General features: G+C 66.1%; 14 protein-coding genes. 4 read left to right on the top strand and 10 right to left on the bottom strand.

What is annotated here, in order from left to right; translation table 11 throughout:
- Positions 1-34: 34 nt before the first annotated feature.
- The 5 genes from EV674_RS11415 to gabT form a co-directional block, all read right to left on the bottom strand.
- Positions 35-850, bottom strand: a complete 816-nt coding sequence (locus EV674_RS11415; protein ID WP_119013464.1) for an ABC transporter permease — start codon at positions 848-850, stop codon at positions 35-37.
- A gap of 16 nt (positions 851-866) precedes the next feature.
- Positions 867-2,126 (bottom strand): ABC transporter permease, encoded by a 1,260-nt coding sequence (locus tag EV674_RS11410; RefSeq protein ID WP_119013465.1) that lies wholly within the window; start codon positions 2,124-2,126, stop codon positions 867-869.
- Positions 2,127-2,194: 68 nt separating this feature from the next.
- Positions 2,195-3,256, bottom strand: a complete 1,062-nt coding sequence (locus EV674_RS11405; protein ID WP_119013466.1) for an ABC transporter substrate-binding protein — start codon at positions 3,254-3,256, stop codon at positions 2,195-2,197.
- A gap of 40 nt (positions 3,257-3,296) precedes the next feature.
- Positions 3,297-4,373 carry an ABC transporter ATP-binding protein gene (locus EV674_RS11400; RefSeq protein WP_119013467.1) on the bottom strand — a complete coding sequence of 359 codons (1,077 nt, stop codon included), beginning with the start codon at positions 4,371-4,373 and terminating at the stop codon, positions 3,297-3,299.
- A 260-nt stretch (positions 4,374-4,633) separates the two neighbouring features.
- On the bottom strand, positions 4,634-5,932 hold the full coding sequence (gene gabT / locus EV674_RS11395; protein ID WP_119013468.1) for a 4-aminobutyrate--2-oxoglutarate transaminase: 1,299 nt from the start codon (positions 5,930-5,932) through the stop codon (positions 4,634-4,636).
- A 167-nt stretch (positions 5,933-6,099) separates the two neighbouring features.
- On the opposite strand from gabT, the gene EV674_RS11390 reads away from it, so the two are divergent.
- The 3 genes from EV674_RS11390 (at position 6,100) to EV674_RS11380 (ending at position 13,490) form a co-directional block, all read left to right on the top strand.
- Positions 6,100-7,491: an aminotransferase-like domain-containing protein gene (locus tag EV674_RS11390; RefSeq protein WP_119013469.1), complete on the top strand. Its 1,392-nt coding sequence runs from the start codon at positions 6,100-6,102 to the stop codon at positions 7,489-7,491.
- An 89-nt stretch (positions 7,492-7,580) separates the two neighbouring features.
- Positions 7,581-10,418 (top strand): alanine--tRNA ligase, encoded by a 2,838-nt coding sequence (gene alaS, locus EV674_RS11385; protein ID WP_119013470.1) that lies wholly within the window; start codon positions 7,581-7,583, stop codon positions 10,416-10,418.
- 75 nt (positions 10,419-10,493) lie between these two features.
- Positions 10,494-13,490: an HD domain-containing phosphohydrolase gene (locus tag EV674_RS11380; protein ID WP_119013471.1), complete on the top strand. Its 2,997-nt coding sequence runs from the start codon at positions 10,494-10,496 to the stop codon at positions 13,488-13,490.
- Positions 13,491-13,502: 12 nt separating this feature from the next.
- Here EV674_RS11380 and EV674_RS11375 read toward each other — a convergent pair whose 3' ends face one another.
- The 5 genes from EV674_RS11375 to EV674_RS11355 form a co-directional block, all read right to left on the bottom strand.
- Positions 13,503-14,549, bottom strand: a complete 1,047-nt coding sequence (locus EV674_RS11375) for a GGDEF domain-containing protein (RefSeq protein ID WP_119013472.1) — start codon at positions 14,547-14,549, stop codon at positions 13,503-13,505.
- A 44-nt stretch (positions 14,550-14,593) separates the two neighbouring features.
- Entirely contained in the window at positions 14,594-15,337 is a 744-nt protein-coding gene (gene trmB / locus EV674_RS11370; RefSeq protein WP_119013483.1) for a tRNA (guanosine(46)-N7)-methyltransferase TrmB, read from the bottom strand.
- Positions 15,338-15,398: 61 nt separating this feature from the next.
- Positions 15,399-16,412 (bottom strand): tRNA glutamyl-Q(34) synthetase GluQRS, encoded by a 1,014-nt coding sequence (gluQRS, locus tag EV674_RS11365; RefSeq protein ID WP_119013473.1) that lies wholly within the window; start codon positions 16,410-16,412, stop codon positions 15,399-15,401.
- Complete coding sequence (locus tag EV674_RS11360) at positions 16,409-17,563, bottom strand: NAD(P)/FAD-dependent oxidoreductase (RefSeq protein ID WP_119013474.1); 1,155 nt, start codon at positions 17,561-17,563, stop codon at positions 16,409-16,411. Before EV674_RS11360 ends, gluQRS begins: the two co-directional genes overlap by 4 nt.
- Before the next feature lie 51 nt (positions 17,564-17,614).
- Positions 17,615-18,577: a LysR family transcriptional regulator gene (locus EV674_RS11355; protein ID WP_119013475.1), complete on the bottom strand. Its 963-nt coding sequence runs from the start codon at positions 18,575-18,577 to the stop codon at positions 17,615-17,617.
- A 105-nt stretch (positions 18,578-18,682) separates the two neighbouring features.
- Between EV674_RS11355 and EV674_RS11350 the strand changes: the two genes are divergently transcribed.
- Positions 18,683-19,384, top strand: coding sequence for a pirin family protein (locus tag EV674_RS11350; RefSeq protein WP_119013484.1), 702 nt, complete (start codon positions 18,683-18,685; stop codon positions 19,382-19,384).
- Positions 19,385-19,496: the final 112 nt, after the last annotated feature.

Below are 19,496 nucleotides of genomic sequence, written 5' to 3'. Positions count from 1 at the left end.
GAGGCTGATTTGGTGTGAAAAACAGCGCAGGCGCTCACTTGCGCCGCCCGCGCAGCCATTCCAGCGTCATCATCAGCGCCGTGGTGAACAGCGTCAGCAGCGTGGCCACGGCGGCGATGACGGGCGAGATGTTCTCGCGGATGCCGGTGAACATCTGGCGCGGCAGCGTGACCTGGTCGGGCCCGGCCAGGAACAGCGTGACCACCACCTCGTCGAACGAGGCGGCAAACGCAAACAGCGCCCCGGAAATCACGCCCGGCGCAATCACCGGCAGCGTCACCTTGAAGAAGGTGTGCAGCGGGCTGGCGCCCAGGCTCAGGCTGGCCTTGACCAGGTTGTGGTTGAAGCCTTGCAGCGTGGCCAGCACGGTGGTCACCACAAACGGCGCACCCAGCGCAGCGTGTACCAGCACCAGACCCAAGTAGGTTTCCGACAGGCCGATGCGCGCAAAAAACAGGTAGGTGCTGACGGCCACGACCACGATGGGCACCACCATGGGCGCAATCAGCAAGGCGCTGACCAGGCCCCGGCCCATGAAGCGGGTGCGCGCCAGCCCCATGGCCGCCAGCGTGCCCAGCGTGGTGGCCAGCACGGTGGCCAGGGGCGCGACGATGAAGCTGTTGCGCGCGGCGCGGGCCCATTCGGGCGAAGCCAGCAGCTCGCGGTACCACTGCAATGACCAGCCCGGCAGCGGGTAGGCCAGAAACGAGCCGCTGGAGAACGACAGCGGCACGATGACAAAGATGGGCAGCAGCAAGAACAGCAGCACACCGATGCTGAAGGCGCGCAGCAGCAGCCAGCCCAGTTTGTCGCCCAGGCGGTAGTGCGCGGGGAAGTAGGGGGTTTTCATGGCGGGGGTTCTCCGGTTAGCCCAGGCTCAGCTCGGCCTTGCCGAACTTGCGGTACACGCCATACAGCGCCAGCGTGGTCACCAGCAGCACCGAGCCCAGTGCGGCGGCCATGCCCCAGTTGACCTCGACGTTGGTGTACTGCGCCACGTAGTAGCTCAGCATCTGGTCGCTGGGGCCGCCCAGCAGTGCGGGCGTGACGTAGTAGCCAATGGCGGTGATGAACACCAGCAGGCCGCCTGCGGCCACGCCAGGGTAGGTTTGCGGCACATAGACGCGAAAGAACGCGGCCAGCGGTGGGCTGCCCAGCGAGACAGCCGCGCGCAGGTAGTTGGGCGGAATCGACTTCATCACGCTGTACAGCGGCAGGATGAGAAACGGCAGCAGGATGTGCACCATGGCAATGACCACGCCCAGCCGGTTGAACAGCAGCGGCACGGGCGCATCGGTGAGGTTCAGGAACATCAGCAGCCGGTTGACCAGACCGTTGTTTTGCAACAGCACGATCCACGCAGCGATGCGCACCAGCACCGATGTCCAGAACGGCACCAGCACCAGAATCATCATCAGGTTGGCGCGCCGCTCAGAGAGCGTGCTGAGCCAGTAGGCCAGCGGGTAGCCGATCAGAATGGCCAGCAGCGTGACGGTGGCGCTCATCTGGAAGGTGCGCCCCAGGATGTCGCGGAAGGCGGCGGCCTCGGCGCCCACCTGCTCGATGGCGCCTTGCGGGGTGCGTTGCAAGTCCACGGCGGCCAGCAGGTAGTCGGGCGTCCAGCGCGAGGCGTTTTTGGCAATGGCCTGCCAGTAGGGCAGCTCTCCCCAGCGCGCGTCGTGCGCCAGCAGCCAGTCGCGCGTCTGGGCGGCGTCCAGGCCCGCGGGCACGGGCAAGGCCCGGTAGGTGCCCATGACCAGGGAGCGCGCGCCGCTGATTTCGCTGTTCAGGCGCCGTGCCAGCGCGCCCACCTGGGCCGTCTCTTGCAGGGCCGAGAGGTCTTGCACCAGGCCCTGGTAGGCGGTATCGGGCGGGGCGCCCTGGCGGTCCCAGCCCGACAGGGCCTGGCCGGTGTGCGCCAGGGTGTCAGCGACTTCGGGGTTTTCTACCGCGCGCACCAGCAGGCTGCCCAGGGGCAGCAAAAACACCACCAGCAAAAATGCCAGCAGGGGAAGGGTCAGTGCCAGGGCGCGCAGGCGCTTGCGTCGCTCGGCACGGCGCAGTTGCTGCGCCAGTTCAGGGCCTGCGTGCGCGCTGGGCGCGGCGGCCATTGCGGCTGTGCTCATGCGGGTGCTTTCATCAGAGGGTGCGCGGAAATATCCCGAAAACGGTGCCAGTGCAGCGGCGCCAGCGCTTATTGCGCGGCCCAGGCGGTGAAGCGTTTCTCCAGCGCTTCGCCCTGGTCGGCCCAGAAGGCCACGTCAAAGCGCAGTGCATCCTTGCTGTTGGCGGGCGACGTGGGCAGCAGGGCCTGCGTCTTGGCATCGATCTTGGCCATGGCCTTGGTGTTGGTGGGGCCGTAGGAGATGGTGCGTGCGTACTCGGCCTGGGCGTCGGGGCTGCTGGCCAGGGCGATGAACTTCATGGCTGCCTCTTTGTTGACCACGCCCTTGGGCATGACCCAGTAGTCCAGGTCATAGATGCCGCCTGCCCAGGCGATTTGCAGGTTTTGGCCCTCGCGCTGGGCGGCGTCGATGCGGCCGCTGAAGGCGCTGGTCATGGCCACATCGCCCGCCACCAGGAACTGCGGTGGCAGGGCGCCCGCTTCCCACCACTGGATGTGGGGCTTGAGTTCGGTCAGTTTCTTGAAGGCGCGGTCGGCGCCGTCTTTGGTGGCCAGCACCTTGTACACGTCGGCGGTTTTGACGCCATCGGCGATCAGCGCAAATTCAAGGTTGTAGCGCGCGCCTTTGCGCAGGCCGCGCTTGCCGGGGTATTTCTTCACGTCCCAGAAGTCGGCCCAGCCGGTGGGCGCATTTTTGAGCTTGTCGCCGTTGTAGGCCAGCACGGTGGACCACACGAAGGTGCCCACGCCGCATTCATGCACAGCGGCGGGAACGAAGTCGGCTTTGTTGCCCAGCTTGGCCCAGTCCATGCGCTCGAACAGGCCCTCGTCGCAGCCCCGGCTGATGTCCGGGCCTTCGACTTCGATCACGTCCCAGGTCACTTTCTTGGCTTCCACCATGGCCTTGATGCGGGCCTGCTCGCCGTTGTATTCCACCTGGGTGATCTTGCCGCCGGTGGCCTTTTCGTAGGCCTCGAAATAGGCTTTCTTTTGCGCAGCGCCGTTGGCGCCGCCAAAGTTCACCACGGTGAGGTTGTGCTGGGCCAGTGCGGGCAAGGCCAGTGCGCTGGCGGCGGCCAGCAGCAGGGGCTGGAGCAGGTGGCGGATGGGGGGCTTGGTGTTCTTTTGCATGGTGCTTGTCTCCTTCATGGTTTTTTTGGGGGGGGAAGATTCAGAGGTACACGCGCATGTGCTGGGGCGGCGCATGCAGGTGGACGGTGTGCCCGGGCGTGGGCACGGCGGGGTGGTTCAGTGCCAGTTTGACCATGACCTCGGCCTCGGCGCCCATCTGGCAGCGCAGGCGCAGGTGGTCGCCAAAATAAATCACGTCCATCACCTGGCCGGGCAGGGTGTTGGCGCTGCCTGCTTCGGCCAGCTCGATGCGCTCGGGGCGCACGCTGCACTGCACGCGGTCGCCCACGTTGGCGCGGTTGACGTTCACGCCCCGCAGCAGGGCACCGTTGGGCATGCGCACCTCGCAGTGCTCGCCTGTGGTGGTGTGGACGGTGGCGTCCAGCACGGCGTTGTCGCCGACAAAGCTGGCCACAAAGCGGTTGACGGGAGTTTCGTAGAGGCAGTCCACGCGGTCGATCTGCTGGATGCGCCCGTCGCTGAACACGGCCACGCGGTCACTCATGGTCAGCGCCTCGGCCTGGTCGTGGGTGACGTACACAAAAGTCACGCCCAGGCGCCGGTGCAGGGCCTTGAGTTCGATCTGCATGTGCTCGCGCAGTTGCTTGTCCAGGGCGCCCAGGGGCTCGTCCATCAGCACCAGCTGCGGGTCGAACACCAGGGCGCGTGCCAGCGCCACGCGCTGCTGCTGCCCGCCCGAGAGCTGCGCCGGAAAGCGCGCACCCATGGCGCCCATTTGCACCATGTCCAGCGCGCGCTTGACCTTGGCCTCGCGCTCGCTCTGGCCCAGTTTGCGCACCGTGAGGGGGTAGGCGATGTTGTCGGCCACCGTCATGTGCGGAAACAGCGCGTAGTTCTGGAACACCATGCCAAAGTTGCGCTTGTGCGGCGGTGTGCGGGTGATGGGCACGCCGCCGAGGCTGATCTCGCCCGCGGTGGGCGACTCAAACCCCGCCAGCATCATCAGCGTGGTGGTCTTGCCCGAGCCCGATGGCCCCAGCAGCGACAAAAACTCGCCGCGCTGGATGTCCAGGTTCAGGTCGCGCACCACCAGGCTGGTGCCGTCATAGGTTTTTTGTACCCCTCGGAACGTGACGAGGGCGTCGTTTGCGGTCATGACAGGGTGTCCGGTAATCGAAGCCATGCGATCAACTGTAGGGGCTTCAGGGGGTGGCAAACAGGTACACAAGGGGGCTGTGCGGCGCGCACTGTGCCGCACGCCGGGCCTCTACACAGAAACCCTTGGTGGTGCGCAGCGCCGGGGGGAAGTGGATTTTTGCTATTTTTATGATAGCTGCTGGCGCATATCCAACGGGCGTTAGAACCACTTTTGACTCTATTTTTGAGTGCGCCCATTCCTCCGACCACTGCGTGCGCTCAGCTGGCCAAGGCGGCGTCGAAGCACTCGGCGATGATGGCCAGGCCCTCGTCCAGCAGCGCGTCGCTGGCCGTCAGCGGCACCAGGATGCGGATCACGTTGCCGTAGGTGCCGCAGGTCAGCAAGATGAGCTTGCGCGCGGCCGCTTCGGTGGCGATGCGCTTGGTCAGGGCGGCGTCGGGCTCTTGCGGGTTGCCGTTCTTGAACAGCTCGCACGCCACCATGGCGCCCATGCCGCGCACGTCGCCAATGCTGTGGTGCTTGGCGGCGATGGCCCGCAGGCCGTTGGTCAGGCGCTGGCCCACGTCGCGGCTGCGCTGGAGCAGGTTTTCTTTTTCAAACACGTCGATCACGGCCAGCGCGGCGGCGCAGGCCAGCGGGCTGCCCGCGTAGGTGCCGCCCAGGCCGCCTGCGGTGGGGGCGTCCATCACGTCGGCGCGGCCCGTCACGGCGGCCAGCGGAAAGCCCCCGGCCAGCGATTTGGCCATGGTGATCAGGTCGGGCGCCACACCGCTTTGCTCCACGGCAAACCAGGTGCCGGTGCGGCCCGCGCCGGTTTGCACTTCGTCGGCAATCAGCAAAATGCCGTGCTGGTCGCACAGGGCGCGCAGGCGTTGCAGCAGCTCAGGCGGGGCGATGTTGAAGCCGCCTTCGCCCTGCACCGGCTCGATGATGATGGCGGCCACGCGGCTGGGCTCGATCTCGTTCTTGAAGATGGCCTCGATGGAGTCCATGGCGTCATCCACACTCACGCCGCGCAGGGCGTTGGGGAACAGGGCGTGGAACACTTCGCTGGGGAAGGGGCCAAACCCGGCCTTGTAGGGCACGACCTTGCCCGTCAGGCCCATGGTCAGCAGCGTGCGGCCATGGTAGCCGCCGCCAAAGGCGATCACGCCCGAGCGGCCCGTGGCGCTGCGGGCAATCTTCACCGCGTTTTCCACGGCCTCGGCGCCGGTGGTCAGGAACAGCGTTTTCTTGGCAAAGTCGCCGGGCGCCATGGCGTTGAGGCGCTCGGCCAGTTCCACATACGACTCGTAGGCCAGCACCTGAAAGCAGGTGTGCGTGAAGCGGTCGAGCTGTGCCTTCACGGCCTCGACCACGGCGGGGTGGCGGTGGCCGGTGTTGAGCACGGCAATGCCGCCAGCAAAGTCGATGTAGCGCTGACCTTCCACATCCCAGATTTCGGCGTTCTCGCCCCGGTCGATGAAGATTTGGTGGCTGTGGCCCACGCCGCGCGGAATGGCGGCTTCGCGGCGGGCAAACAGGGCGGCGTTGTTCAGGTGGGGTTCGCGTTGCATGGGGCTCCTTCAGGGCATGGGCAAGTGGGTGAGACTGGCCCTGACTCTAGAAGGCATACGGGCGGGCTAACATATACAGATACCCCCCGGTCAGCTAAGCACTGTGTTGTGCAGGCGCCCTGTACATACAAACCCTTGGGCCGCGCGGGGCGCCATGTCTGCATCCTATGTTTTCACTCAATCCCCAATCAACGACGCCCCTGGTATTGCAGGTGGTGGACGGCTTTCGCCTGATGGTGGAAGACGGCTCTTTGCGCGCAGGCGCCAAGGTGCCTTCCATCCGGCAGTTTGCCCATGCCCACGGGGTCAGCGTGTACACCGTGGTGGACGCCTACGACCGGCTGGTGGCGCAGGGCTATTTTGTGTCGCGCCCGCACTCGGGCTTTTTTGTGCGCCGCCGCGCTGATGAGGCACTGGCGCCCGCCGAGGCATCGGGGCAGTACAGCTTTGACTCGATGTGGTACATGCGCCGCATCTTTGAGAACCGCGCGCTGCGCCTCAAGCCCGGCTGCGGCTGGCTGCCCGGCGACTGGCTGTTTGCCGACGGCGTGCGCCGCGCCCTGCGTGCGCTGGCCGCCGAAGACGCTGACCTGAGCGGCTACGGCGAGCCCAAAGGCTACCTGCCCCTGCGCCAGCTGGTGCGCGATCTGCTGGCCGAACACGAAGTGGTGGTGACGGCAGAGCAGGTGCTGCTCACGCACGGCTCCACCCAGGCCATGGACTTGGTGGCGCGCCGCCTGGTGCGCGCCGGTGACGCCGTGCTGGTGGACGAACCCGGCTATGCCAATTTGCTCTCGTCGCTGCGGTTTCTGGGCGCTCGCCTGATTGGCGCGCCGCGCACGCCCACGGGCTACGACCTGGAGGTGCTGGAAGAGCGCATTGCGCAGCACCGGCCCAAGGTGTTTTTCACCCAGCCGCGCCTGCAAAGCCCCACGGCCTCTACGGCGCAGGCCAGCCACCTGCACCGGGTGCTGCAACTGGCCGAGAAGTACGACTTCACGGTGGTGGAAAACGACATCTACGCCGACATTGACCCCGAGCCGCGCGCCTCGCTGGCCAGCCTCGACCAGTTGCGCCGCGTGGTCTATATCAGCAGCTTTTCCAAAACCATCTCGCCCAACATCCGGGTGGGCTACCTGGCCGCCAGCGCTGATCTGGTCGAAGACGTGGCCCGCCTGAAGATGATTGCGGGCCTGACCTCGTCCGAGTTCACCGAGCGCCTGGCCTATGGCGCCTTGCTCGATGGGCGCTGGCGCAAGCACACCAAAAACCTGCGCGAGCGCCTGGCCCTGGCACAGCAGCAGGTGGCCGCACGCCTGCTGGGCCTGGGGTTTGTGCTGTTTTGCGAGCCCAAGGCGGGCATGTTTCTGTGGGCGCGCCACCCGGCCATCCAGAACGCCAGCGAGCTGGCCTACAAGGCCGCAGAGCAGGATATTTTGCTGGGCCCCGGGCACCTGTTTGCCGTCAATCTGGAGCCCAGTCCGTGGCTGCGCTTCAACGTGGCGCATTGCCAGGACGACAGCGTTTTCACTTTTTTGCAGCAGCAAACCAGTGCGTGAAAGCCCCCTAAAATTGCCGATTCGCCCGCATCGCGCCGTTTTTGCCGCACGGGCACGCCATTGCACACCCCCCTTGTGAAGAAAAAACCATGACCCCCAGCTTTACCGTTGCCGACATCCGCAAGACCTTTCTGGACTTTTTTGCCGCCAAGGGCCACACCGTGGTGGCGTCCAGCCCGCTGGTGCCGGGCAACGACCCCACGCTGATGTTCACCAACTCGGGCATGGTGCAGTTCAAGGACGTGTTCCTGGGCACCGACAAGCGCCCCTACCAGCGCGCCGTGTCGGTGCAGGCCTGCCTGCGCGCAGGGGGCAAGCACAACGACCTGGAAAACGTGGGCTACACCGCGCGCCACCACACCTTCTTTGAAATGCTGGGCAACTGGAGCTTTGGCGACTACTTCAAGCGCGAGTCGCTGAAATGGGCCTGGGAGCTGCTGACCGAGGTGTACAAGCTGCCCGCCGACCGCCTGCTGGCCACCGTGTACCAGGAAGACGACGAGGCCTACGACATCTGGACGAAAGAAATCGGCCTGCCGCCCGAGCGCGTGATCCGCATTGGCGACAACAAGGGCGGGCGCTACAAATCCGACAACTTCTGGATGATGGCCGACACCGGCCCCTGCGGCCCGTGCTCCGAGATTTTTTACGACCACGGCGACCACATCCCCGGTGGCCCCCCCGGCAGCCCCGATGAAGACGGCGACCGCTTCATCGAAATCTGGAACAACGTGTTCATGCAGTTCAACATGGACGAAACCGGCGCCGTCACGCCGCTGCCCGCGCCTTGTGTGGACACCGGCATGGGCCTGGAGCGCCTGGCCGCCATCCTGCAACACGTACACAGCAACTACGAAATCGACATCTTCGACCAGCTCATCCAGGCCGCCGCCCGCGAAACCGGCGTGACCGACCTGAACAACAAGAGCCTGCGCGTGATTGCCGACCACATCCGCGCCACGGCGTTTTTGGTGAGCGATGGCGTCATCCCCAGCAACGAAGGCCGGGGCTACGTGCAGCGCCGCATCGTGCGCCGGGCCATCCGCCATGGCTACAAGCTGGGCCAGAAGACCCCGTTCTTCCACAAGCTGGTGGCCGACCTAGCGCGGCTGATGGGCGATGCCTACCCGCAACTGCGCGCGCAAGAGCAACGCATCACCGACATCCTCAAGACCGAGGAAGAGCGCTTCTTTGAAACGCTGGCCTACGGCATGGATATGCTCGACTCAGTGCTTGACATTGCTCAAGCAAAACGTGTCTTGAAAACTCCCGGCCTGAATTGGTTTGCATCTGAAGGCAGAGCTATCAAGCTGCTTTCATTTAAGAGTGATGCGGCCGTTGCGGAAACGGTCATCCTGGCTAACCGGTCTTTGAGTGATGCCGAGGTGCAAGAACTTAAGAGCGATGTTCCGGGCTTATCTGAGTGCCCATGCGTCCACGCTGTGGTTCGCGATTGGTCTGGATTGGTTCTGCCCGGTGATGTGGCCTTCAAGCTGCACGATACCTATGGCTTCCCGCTGGACCTGACCAACGACGTGTGCCGAGAGCATGGCGTGGAAGTGGATGCTGCCGGCTTTGCTGCCGCCATGGAAAAACAAAAGGCCCAGGCGCGCGCCGCCGGCAAGTTCAAGATGGACAAGGCGCTGGAATACACCGGCGCGGGCAACCAGTTTGTGGGCTACGAGCAGCTGCAAGCGACTGCAAAAATCGTAGCGCTTTACGCAGACGGGGTGAGCGTTGCAGCCCTGAAGCAGGGTCAAACCGGGGTGGTGGTGCTCGACAGCACGCCGTTCTACGCCGAAAGCGGCGGCCAGGTGGGCGACGAGGGCGTGATCACCAGCGGCTCGGCCCGCTTTGCCGTGGGCGATACGCTCAAGATCAAGGCCGACGTGTTCGGCCACCACGGCCAACTCGATGAAGGCACGCTGAACGTGGGCGACCATGTGGCGGCTGCCGTCAACACGGCGGTGCGCGCGGCCACGGTGCGCAACCACTCGGCCACGCACATCATGCACAAGGCCCTGCGCGAGGTGCTGGGCGCGCATGTGCAGCAAAAAGGCAGCCTGGTCAACGCCGAACGCACGCGCTTTGACTTTGCCCATGGTGCCCCCGTGAGTGCCGCCGAAATCCGCGAGATCGAGCGCCGCGTGAACGAAGAAATCCTGGCCAACGCCGCCACCCAGGCGCGCGTGATGGACATTGAAAGCGCACAAAAAACCGGCGCCATGATGCTGTTTGGCGAGAAGTACGGCGAAACCGTGCGTGTGCTCGACATCGGCACCAGCCGCGAGCTGTGCGGCGGCACGCACGTGCAGCGCACGGGCGACATCGGTCTGTTCAAGGTGGTGGGCGAGGGCGGCGTGGCCGCTGGTGTGCGCCGCATCGAGGCCGTGACGGGCACCAACGCGCTGGCCTATCTGCAAAACCTGGAAGACACCGTGCAGCAGGCCGCTGGCACCCTCAAAGCGCCCGTGGCCGAGCTGAACGCCCGCATCACCCAGGCGCTGGACAATGCCCGCACCCTGGAAAAAGAAGTCGCCGCGCTCAAGGGCAAGCTGGCCTCCGCGCAGGGCGATGAGCTGCTGACGCAGGCCGTGGACGTCAAGGGCCTGAAGGTGCTGGCCGTGGTGCTGCCCGGCGCCGACGCCAAGACCCTGCGCGAGACCATGGACAAGCTCAAGGACAAGCTCAAAACCGCCGCCATCGTGCTGGCCGCCGTCGATGGCGACAAGGTGCAGATTGCCGCAGGCGTCACAGCCGACAGCGTGGGCCGCATCAAGGCCGGTGAGCTGGTCAACTTTGTCGCCCAACAGGTGGGCGGCAAGGGCGGTGGCAAGCCCGACATGGCCATGGCCGGTGGCACCGATGCCGCGCAGCTGCCAGCCGCACTGGCCTCGGTGGTGGGCTGGGTGACGCAGAAGGTGTGATGGCGGGCGGCTGTGCCCGCTGATTGGTAGAAAAAGGGGGTGACGCAAAGGCGTTTACCCCTCACTATGGGGAACATGGATTCCCCGCGAGACAGCACCCCCGAGCCCCGCCAACCACCCCAGCGCCCCGCCCTGGATGCGGGGCTGGCGCTGTCACTGCCCTGGTGGCGCCGCGCCACAGTTCGGTTTGAGGTGCTGACCGCATCGGTCGTGGTGCTGGCCATGCTGCTGCTGACGGCGCTGATGACCTACCAGATCAGCACCAGTGCCCGCCAGGCCATCATGGCCGCCTCCAGCGACAGTGCGCATCGTGTGAGCCTCTTGGTCAGCGAGCGCATGCACCGCATCGTCAACCCGGCAGATGCCACTTTGCGGCTGCTGGCATTTGACCCCGTTACCACGGCCCCCACCCTGGCGCAGCGCCTGCGCCGCCTGCCGGTGCTGGTGCGTTTGCTCCACCAGAACCAGCTGCTGTCAGCGGTGTACGTGGGCTACCCCGATGGGCAGTTTCTGCTGGTGCGGCCACTGCGCAACGCGGCTTTGCGCGCGCAGGAGGGGGCGCCCCCCCATGCCGCGTTTTTGCTGCAGTCCGTGGCCCGGGAGCAGGGCAGCGGCGCGCCGCTGGTAGGGCGCTGGAGCTTTTACGATGCGCAGCTGGAACTCGTGAGCACGTCGATACGCCCGCAATACCGCTTTGACCCGCGCACCAGGCCCTGGTATGCCGAGGCGGTGCAGACCAAGGCGCAAATTCTCACGGCGCCCTACGTGTTTTTTACCACCCATGAAATGGGCGTCACTCTGAGCCAGCCCAGCGAAGAGGGCAGCGCGGTGCTGGGACTGGATGTGGCACTGACCGATCTGGGCCGGGAAATCGGTGGTTTGCGCCTGGTGCCGCGCACGGAAATCGCGGTGTTGGACAAGGAGGGTCGGGTGCTGGCCTACCCCGACATGTCCCGCGTGTTGCAGCGCGAAGGCGATCAGGCCCGCATGCGCCCCTTGAGCGAGCTGGGGGTGCCCAGCCTGATTGCCATCCACACGCTGGGCATGAAGCCGGGCGAGTCGCGCCGCTTTGAGGCCCAGGGCGAAGAGTGGCTGGGCCAGGTGCAGCCGTTGCAGTCCATGCGCTGGCGGGATTTGCACCTGTTGATGGCCATGCCCACCGCTGAACTGCTCTCTGACCTGAACCGCGATCTGCGCCGCCAGCTGTGGCTGTCACTGGGCCTGATCGGCCTGCTGCTGCCATTGGGGTGGATAGCCGGGCGGCGTGTGGGCAGCAGCCTCAGTGGCCTGGCGGCCCAGGCGCAGTCGCTGGCACTGTTTGATTTTCGCCGTCCCCAGCGCCGCGCCTCCCCCGTGCGCGAGGTGCGCGAGCTGGGGCTGGTGATGGACCGCATGTCCGCCACCATCGAAGATTTTTTGCGCATCAGCCGCCATATCAGTGCCGAGTCGCGCCTGGATGTGATGCTCTCCAGCGTGCTGTACGAGCTGGTGCAGGCCAGCATTTGCAGTGGCGGCGCGGTCTATCTGGTCGATGGCGACAGCACCCACCTGGAGCGCACTGCCCGTTACTGCGCCGACCCGCAAGACCAGCCGCTGTACCCCGAGCAACTGGGCATGGCGCACTTCATCAACTACACCGAGCACCCGCTGGACGATGTGCTGGCCGCACCAGGCGCGCCAGATGGAGCACTGGCCCAGCAGGTGCTGCGCGTGCAGCTGCGCACGCGCGGCGGCCAGCCCCTGGGCCTGCTGGTGCTGCGCTACGTGCAAGACCGGCGCCAGGGCGAGGGGCACTTCCGCGCTTTTGTCGAAAAACTCTCGGGCACCTTGTCGGTGGCCATCGAAACGCGCAACCTCATCGAAGGCCAGCGCAAGCTGTTTGATGCCGTCATCCGCGTGCTGGCCGACACCATCGACGCCAAAAGCCCCTACACCGGCGGCCACTGCGAGCGCGTGCCCCAGCTCGCAGAGGCCGTGATGCAGCGCATGTGCGATGCGCGCGAAGGGCCTTTTGCCGACGTCTCCATGACCGAGGCCGAGCTGTACGAGTTCCGCTTGGGCGCCTGGCTGCACGACTGCGGCAAAGTGACCAGCCCCGAGCACATCATCGACAAGGCCACCAAGCTGGAGACGCTCTACAACCGCATCCACGAGGTGCGCATGCGTTTTGAGGTGCTGTGGCGCGACGCCGAACTGGATTATTGGAAGCAGGTTGTTTCTGGTGCTGAACCCGCGCAGATAGAGCGCGAGCTGCTACAAAAGAAAGAGCAATTGCAGGCCGACTTTGCCTTTGTGGCGCAAAGCAACGTGGGCGGCGAGTCCATGGCCGATGCCGACGTGCAGCGCCTGCACGCCATTGGTGTGCAGCGCTGGCAGCGCCATTTTGACGACCGCATCGGCCTGTCGCGGGCCGAGCACGAGCGGCTGCTGGGCGTGCCCATACCGCCCTTGCCCGCGCAGGAGTTTTTGCTGGCCGACCGGCCCGAGCACGTCGTGTCCTGGGGCGCGCGCCGCCCGCCGGTAGAGGCGGGCAATCCGGCCAACCGCTGGGGCTTTGACATGGTGCTGCCACCCCAGGAGGTACACCTGGGCGAGCTGCACAACCTGGCCGTGCGCCGGGGCACGCTGACCGACGAAGACCGCTTCAAGATCAACGACCACATCGTGCAGACCATCATCTTGCTCAGTGGCCTGCCGTTTCCGCCGCACCTGGCGCGCGTGCCAGCCATTGCCGGCTCGCACCACGAAAAGCTCGATGGCACTGGCTACCCGCGCCGATTGCAGGGCGATCAGCTCACGCTGGCCGATCGGGTGATGACGCTGGCCGATATCTTCGAGGCGCTGACGGCCTCCGACCGGCCCTACAAGCCGCCCAAAACGCTGTCCGAGGCGCTGTCTATCATGGCGCGCATGGTGCGCGAGCAGCACATCGACGAGGAGGTGTTCCGGTTCTTTTTGCGCAGCGGCGTTTGGCAGGACTATGCCCAGCGCTTTTTGCCCGACAGCCAGCGCGATAGCGTGGACTTGGACGCCATCGAGCAGTTGCTCTACCGCAAGCCGAAGCTGGTGTAGCGGTGGGGGCGCTCAGAACAATTCGACGTCGTCGTGGGCCACCTGGGTGACCAGATCGCCGCTGGCGATCAGGTCGTCGTAGAAGCAGACCTGGTTGCGGCCATGCTCTTTGGCGTAGTACAGCGCCTGGTCGGCCTGGCCCAGAATTTCCACGGGCAAGCCCAGGGCGGTGCCGACAAAGCCAATGCTGACGGTGACCTGTCCCACCTGCGGAAACGGGTACTCCTGTACCGCCAGGCGAAAGCGGTTGAACACTTTGTGCGCCACGTCCAGGCTGGTCGAGCGCAGCAGCACCACAAACTCCTCGCCGCCAAAGCGAAAAATGCGGTCGTGGGTGCGAAATGAGCTGCGCAGGATGTTGGCCAGCAAAATCAGCACTTCATCGCCATACAGGTGGCCAAAGCGGTCGTTGACCTGTTTGAAATGGTCAATGTCCACCACGGCCAGCCACTGCTGGCGCGGCCCGTCGGCCACGTCTTCGTGGCAGTCTGCCTGGGGCAGTTCGGTCAGCTGCGTGGCAGGTGGACGGTAACTGGCATGGCGCGAGAACTGCTCGTCAAACGTCTTGCGGTTGTACAGGCCCGTGAGGGCATCGCGCTCGCTGTAGTCCAGCAGGCTTTGGTAGTTTTGGTAGACGTTGAAGATGCCGGTAATCACATCCAGCCGGTGCGCCGAGAAGGGGCGGCTCTGGCTGATTTCCAGGCAGGTGGTGGCCTTGTCGTGCATCCAGACGGGCAGCCACAGCGTGTAGCGGCCCTTGCCGATGCGTGCCTGTGCGTGGGCCGTGCGCTCGCTCACGCAGGCGTGCAGCGCCGGGTAATGGGCCAGTGGCTCGCGGTGCGGGTCTTTGGCGGCTTCTTCGTCGTTGGATATCCAGTCGCTGGCGCCTTGCCAGGTGCGTGGGCGCACCTGGGGCACATCGTTGATGGTGAACATTTCCAGCGCCCGCACCTGCGTGATGCCCGAGAGTTTTTGCAGCGTGGACAGGACGGAGATTTCCAGTCGCAGGTGGTCGCGCTGGCCTGTCATTTCCACAAGGTTTTGCAAGATGGGTTTCATGGCAATGGCAATGGCGGCTGGTAACGGGAAGCCAAGGGGGGCGGTCAGGCGCGGCGCAGGAACACCAGATCCCACACGCCGTGGCCCAGGCGCAGACCCCGGTTTTCGAACTTGGTCAGCGGGCGGTAGTCGGGTTGCGGGGCGTAGCCGCTGGCGCTGTTGGCCAAGAGCGGCTCGGCGCTGAGCACCTCCAGCATCTGTTCGGCGTAGGGCTGCCAGTCGGTGGCGCAGTGCAAGTAGCCGCCGGGCTTGAGGCGCGCGGCCAGCTTGGCCACCAGGGGCGGCTGGATCAGGCGGCGCTTGTTGTGCTTTTTCTTGTGCCAGGGGTCGGGAAAAAAGATGTGGACGCCATCGAGGCTGCCCGGCGCCAGCATGTGGTCGATGACCTCGACGGCGTCGTGTTGCAGGATGCGGATGTTGGTCTGGCCCTGCTCGCCCAGGCGCTTGAGCAGTGCGCCCACGCCGGGCTCGTGCACTTCGCAGCACAAGAAGTTGTCGTCGGGGCGCACGCGGGCGATGTGGGCGGTGGCCTCGCCCATGCCAAAGCCGATTTCCAGAATCAGCGGTGCGCTGCGGCCAAAGGCGGCGTTGGCGTCCAGCGGCTGGGGGCTGTAGGGCAGGATAAAGCGCGGCCCCAGGTCTTCAAACGCCTTGGCCTGGCCGGTGGTGGTGCGGCCAGCGCGGCGGACAAAGCTCTTGATGGTTTTGGGGTAGGCCACGCCAGCGGGTGCGCCATGCTGGGCGGCGGCAGCGGCGGTGTCAGTGGCCGTGGCGGCAGGGTGGGGCATGGCGCTGGGAGCGGGGGCGCTGGCTGCGCCAGCGTCGGGTGTGGGGAGGGTGTTTTGGGGTTCAGTCACGGGGCAGATTGTAGAGAGGCATCCAGGCCCTGACCCACAGTGCGAGGGCTTCTGGCAACGCAATTTCGCCGTGATGTGACAAGGATGACAAGCCCAGCACGGTGGCAGCGGCTGACAGTGCCTGCAAGGGCTGGCGCAGGTCGATGGCGGGCGCGCCGTGCTGCTTGGAGAGCTTCTCGCCATCGGCGGCGCGCACCAGCGGGGTGTGCAGGTAGTGCGGCGTGGGCACGCCCAGCGCGTGCTGCAACAGCATCTGGCGCGGTGTGTTGTCGGCCAAATCCTCGCCGCGCACGATGTGGGTGATGCCTTGGGCAGCGTCGTCCACCACCACGGCCAACTGGTAGGCCCACAGGCCATCGGCGCGCCGCAGCACAAAGTCGCCCACGCTGGCGGGCACGTCTTGTTGCTGTGCGCCCAGGCGGCGGTCTTGCCAGTGCAGGGTATTGTTTGCTATTAAAAACGAAGCTGCTTGCGCGCACTGGTAGGGCGTTTGAGCCACTTTTGACCATACATCGTGTGCGTTGAAGCGCCAGGCCCGCGCGTTTCGGCCATGCAGGCCGCTGCGGCAGGTGCCGGGATAGGGCAGCTCGGTGTGGCGCTCGCGGGCGTGGCCTTGGGCGGCGTGGGCCAGGGCGATGTCTTTGCGCGAGCAGGCACAGGGGTAGGCCAGGCCGCGCGCCAGCAGAGCGTCCAGGGCGGCCTGGTAGGCGCTGGCGCGGCTGGACTGCCACAGCACAGGGCCGTCGGGGTGCAGGCCGCAGGTGGCCAGCTGGTGCAGGATGTGTTCGGCAGCGCCGCTCTGGCAGCGCGGCGTGTCCACGTCTTCGATGCGCACCAGCCATTGCCCGCCGTGGGCGCGCGCGTCCAGCCAGCTGGCCAGCGCCGCCACCAGCGAGCCCGCGTGCAGCGGCCCCGTGGGCGAGGGCGCAAACCGGCCCACGTAGCCGCCCGCCGTGGGTGCCGCAGCGGCGGTGGCGGGCGCAGCGGTGGGCACGCTGAGGCTCATGCCACAGCGGCTTGCGGGCTGGGAAATTGCGCGGTCACGGCCAGGGCCAGCTCCAGACCCGAAACAAAGGCGTCTTCCAGGCGGTGGCCCAGGCACCAGTCGCCGCAGGCACCGATGCCGGTTTTGCCATCCCACAGGTGCGATTCGCCCAGGGGCTGTGTGGTCTGGGCGTAGCGCCAGCGGCGCAGCGCAACATAGCCGGGCTCGGCCCGGATGCCGGTGACTTCGCCAAACGCTTTGAGCAGCTTGGCCTGCACGCGCTCGCTGTCGTCTTCCAGGTGTTCGTGCGACCAGGCTGGGCTGGCCTGCACCGTCCAGCGCTCTACGCTGCTGCGTTTGGGTTTGGAGGATTCGCGGGCCAGCCAGGCAATGCGGTGGTGGGTGCTGCGCGCGGCGTTCCACTGCGGGCCCAGCGTGGTCAGGCCCGGGCGCACGGCCTGCGGAAAGGCCAGCATCAGCGTCCAGCACGGGGCCGTGACCACATTGGCCATGGCGGCCACCAGCGGTGTTTTCAGGGCCGAGGCGTCGAGCAGCGCACGCGCCGGGTCGGCGGGCTGGGCCAGCAGCACGCCATCAAAGCCTGCCACCACCTGTTGGGCGCCATCGGCGCTTTCGGCGTGTACCTGCCATTGGCCTGCGTCCAGCCGGTCGCGCTGGATGCGCACCACATGCGCATTCAGGTGCAGGTTGCCCGCCTGCAGCAGCGGCTGGGCCCAGGCCTGTGCCAGGGCATCCATGCCAGGGCTGGCCACCCAGTGCGGCTCGTTGGTGGGCTGGCTGGCCGCGCTGACCCGCCCGGTGGCGTCGAGCACACGCACGGCATTGGCGCTCCAGGGGCGGAACACCCCTGGCACCGTGTCCAGGGCCTGGCCAAAGCGCTCGTCGCGCACGGTGAAATACTGAGCACCTGCATCAAAACTGCCAAAGGGCGAGTCGTGCGTGGCGGTGCGCCCGCCCACCCGGTCGGTTTTTTCAAACACCGTGACGCGGTGGCCAGCCTGCACCAGCGTGCGGGCGCAGGCAATGCCAGCCAGCCCGGCGCCGATGACGGCAAAGTGGCGTGGTGCGGTACCCGTCTCGGGGGCGCTGGCAGCGCTGGCGGCAGAAGAGGGACGGCGGCGGGGTGCTGGAGCGGGGGAGCGGGGGGGCATGAAAGGCCTTTCAGAGGGCGGAGGAGGAATATCGAATAGAGGAGGGCCACTCTACACGCCAGCGGCCATGCGGTGCGCCTGCATGGGGTGGTTTTCGAGCAGCGCGGCCTGGGTGGTGGGGCTTTGCAATTGGCCCAGCCACCACTGCAAGGCGCGCCCGCCCACGGGCTGGGCGGCGCCGTTCCAGGCGCAGTACATGCGCACGTTGCGCGCGGGCCGGGCCACGCGGCGCGTGACCAGGTGCCCGGCAGCGATGTAGGGCCGGGCCATGGGCTCAGGCAAGAAACCGTAGCCCAGGCCGCGCAATTGGGTTTGCACTTTGGCCTGCATCGAGTCCACCGTGAGCACGTCCTGCCCACCCAGCAGTCCCATGCTGACGCGGCCACTGTGCGCCGAATCGGCCACGGCCACCAGCCGGTGGCCCAGCAAGGTGGCATCGGTCAGCGGCTCGGGCAGCGCGGCCAGGGGGTGGTGCGGGGCCACGGTAAAAATGAAAGCGACTTCGCCCAGCAAGCCCAGCTGCACGCCCGCCACGTTGGAGGTGTTGACCGCCACGCCAATGGCCAGATCGGCGCGGCCCGAGGTCAGCGCCTCCAGGGTGCCGGTGAGGATTTCCTCGCGCAGCTTGAGCTGGGTGGGCGGGGCCAGGGCGTAAAAAGCCTCGGCCAAATCCAGCACCGTGCCGGGTGAGATGGCGCCATCCACCGACACGGTGAGCTGCGGCTCCCAGCCCGTGGCCACGCGCTGCACCCGGTGCGCCACGGTGTCTATCTCTTGCAGCAGGCGTGCGGCCTCGCGCAGCAGTTCGGCGCCCGCCTGCGTGGGCCGCGCCTGGCGCGCGCTGCGGTCAAACAGCAGCACATCCAGGGCGTCCTCGATCTGGCGCACCCGGTAGGTGAGGGCACTGGGCACCAGCCCCAGGTGGCGCGCAGCGGCGGCAAAGCTGCCCGTCTGGGCAATGGCTTGCAGCATGGAGAGGCTCTCGGGCGTCAAAACATTGCGCGGACTTTGCATGCTCTACCCATGTGGATTGAATATTTTTGAAATCCCCCGTCAATTGTGCTGCACCGCGCCACGCCCCAGGCGGCCTACAGTGGGGGTACTTACCAGGAGATGTTGATGCTGACCATCCGCAAATCACAAGACCGGGGCTATGCCGACCACGGCTGGCTGCGCTCCCACCACAGCTTTTCTTTTGGGCACTACCACGATCCGCTGCACATGGGCTTTGGCAACCTGCGCGTGATCAACGAGGACTACATCGCCCCCGGCACCGGCTTTGGCAGCCACGGCCACCGCGACATGGAAATCATCAGCTACGTGCTCTCGGGTGAGCTGGCGCACCAGGACAACCTGGGCAACGTCACCGCCATTGCGCCCGGCGACGTGCAGCGCATGAGCGCAGGCAGCGGCGTGGTACACAGCGAGTTCAACCATGCGCCGGGCCAGACCACGCACTTTTTGCAAATCTGGCTGCAGCCCAACCTGCATGGCATCGTGCCCAGCTACGAGCAGGCGCATTTTCCGCAGGCTGACAAACGCGGTCTGCTGCGGCTGGTGGCGTCGCCCGATCGCGCGCTGGGCTCGGTGCGCATCCATGCCGATGCCCGCCTGTACGCGGGGCTGTTCGACGCCGGGCAATCGGCCACGCGGGTGCTCAACCCGGAGCGCAAGTGCTATGTGTTTTTGGTGCGCGGGGCGCTGGAGGTCAATGGCCAGCCGCTGTCGGCGGGAGATGCGGCGCTGCTGGAAAACGAGTCGCTGTTGTCACTGGGCCGCGCCCAGGATGCGGAAGTGCTGGTGTTTGATCTGGCGGCCTGAAAATTTGAGCCAAAACGGGGATTGCTAAATAGGTATCTCAATAGCCTGATTCCACAGTCGTTCGCTGACAAGCGCGCCCGTCTGGGGCTGTAGTTGGGCCCCAAACTTGCGC

The sequence above is a fragment of the Simplicispira metamorpha genome (genome assembly GCF_004341365.1).
Classification (GTDB): Bacteria; Pseudomonadota; Gammaproteobacteria; order Burkholderiales; family Burkholderiaceae_C; genus Simplicispira; species Simplicispira metamorpha.
The sequence above is the reverse complement of the archived record's forward strand: the minus strand, read 5'-3'. Positions and strand labels throughout refer to the sequence as shown.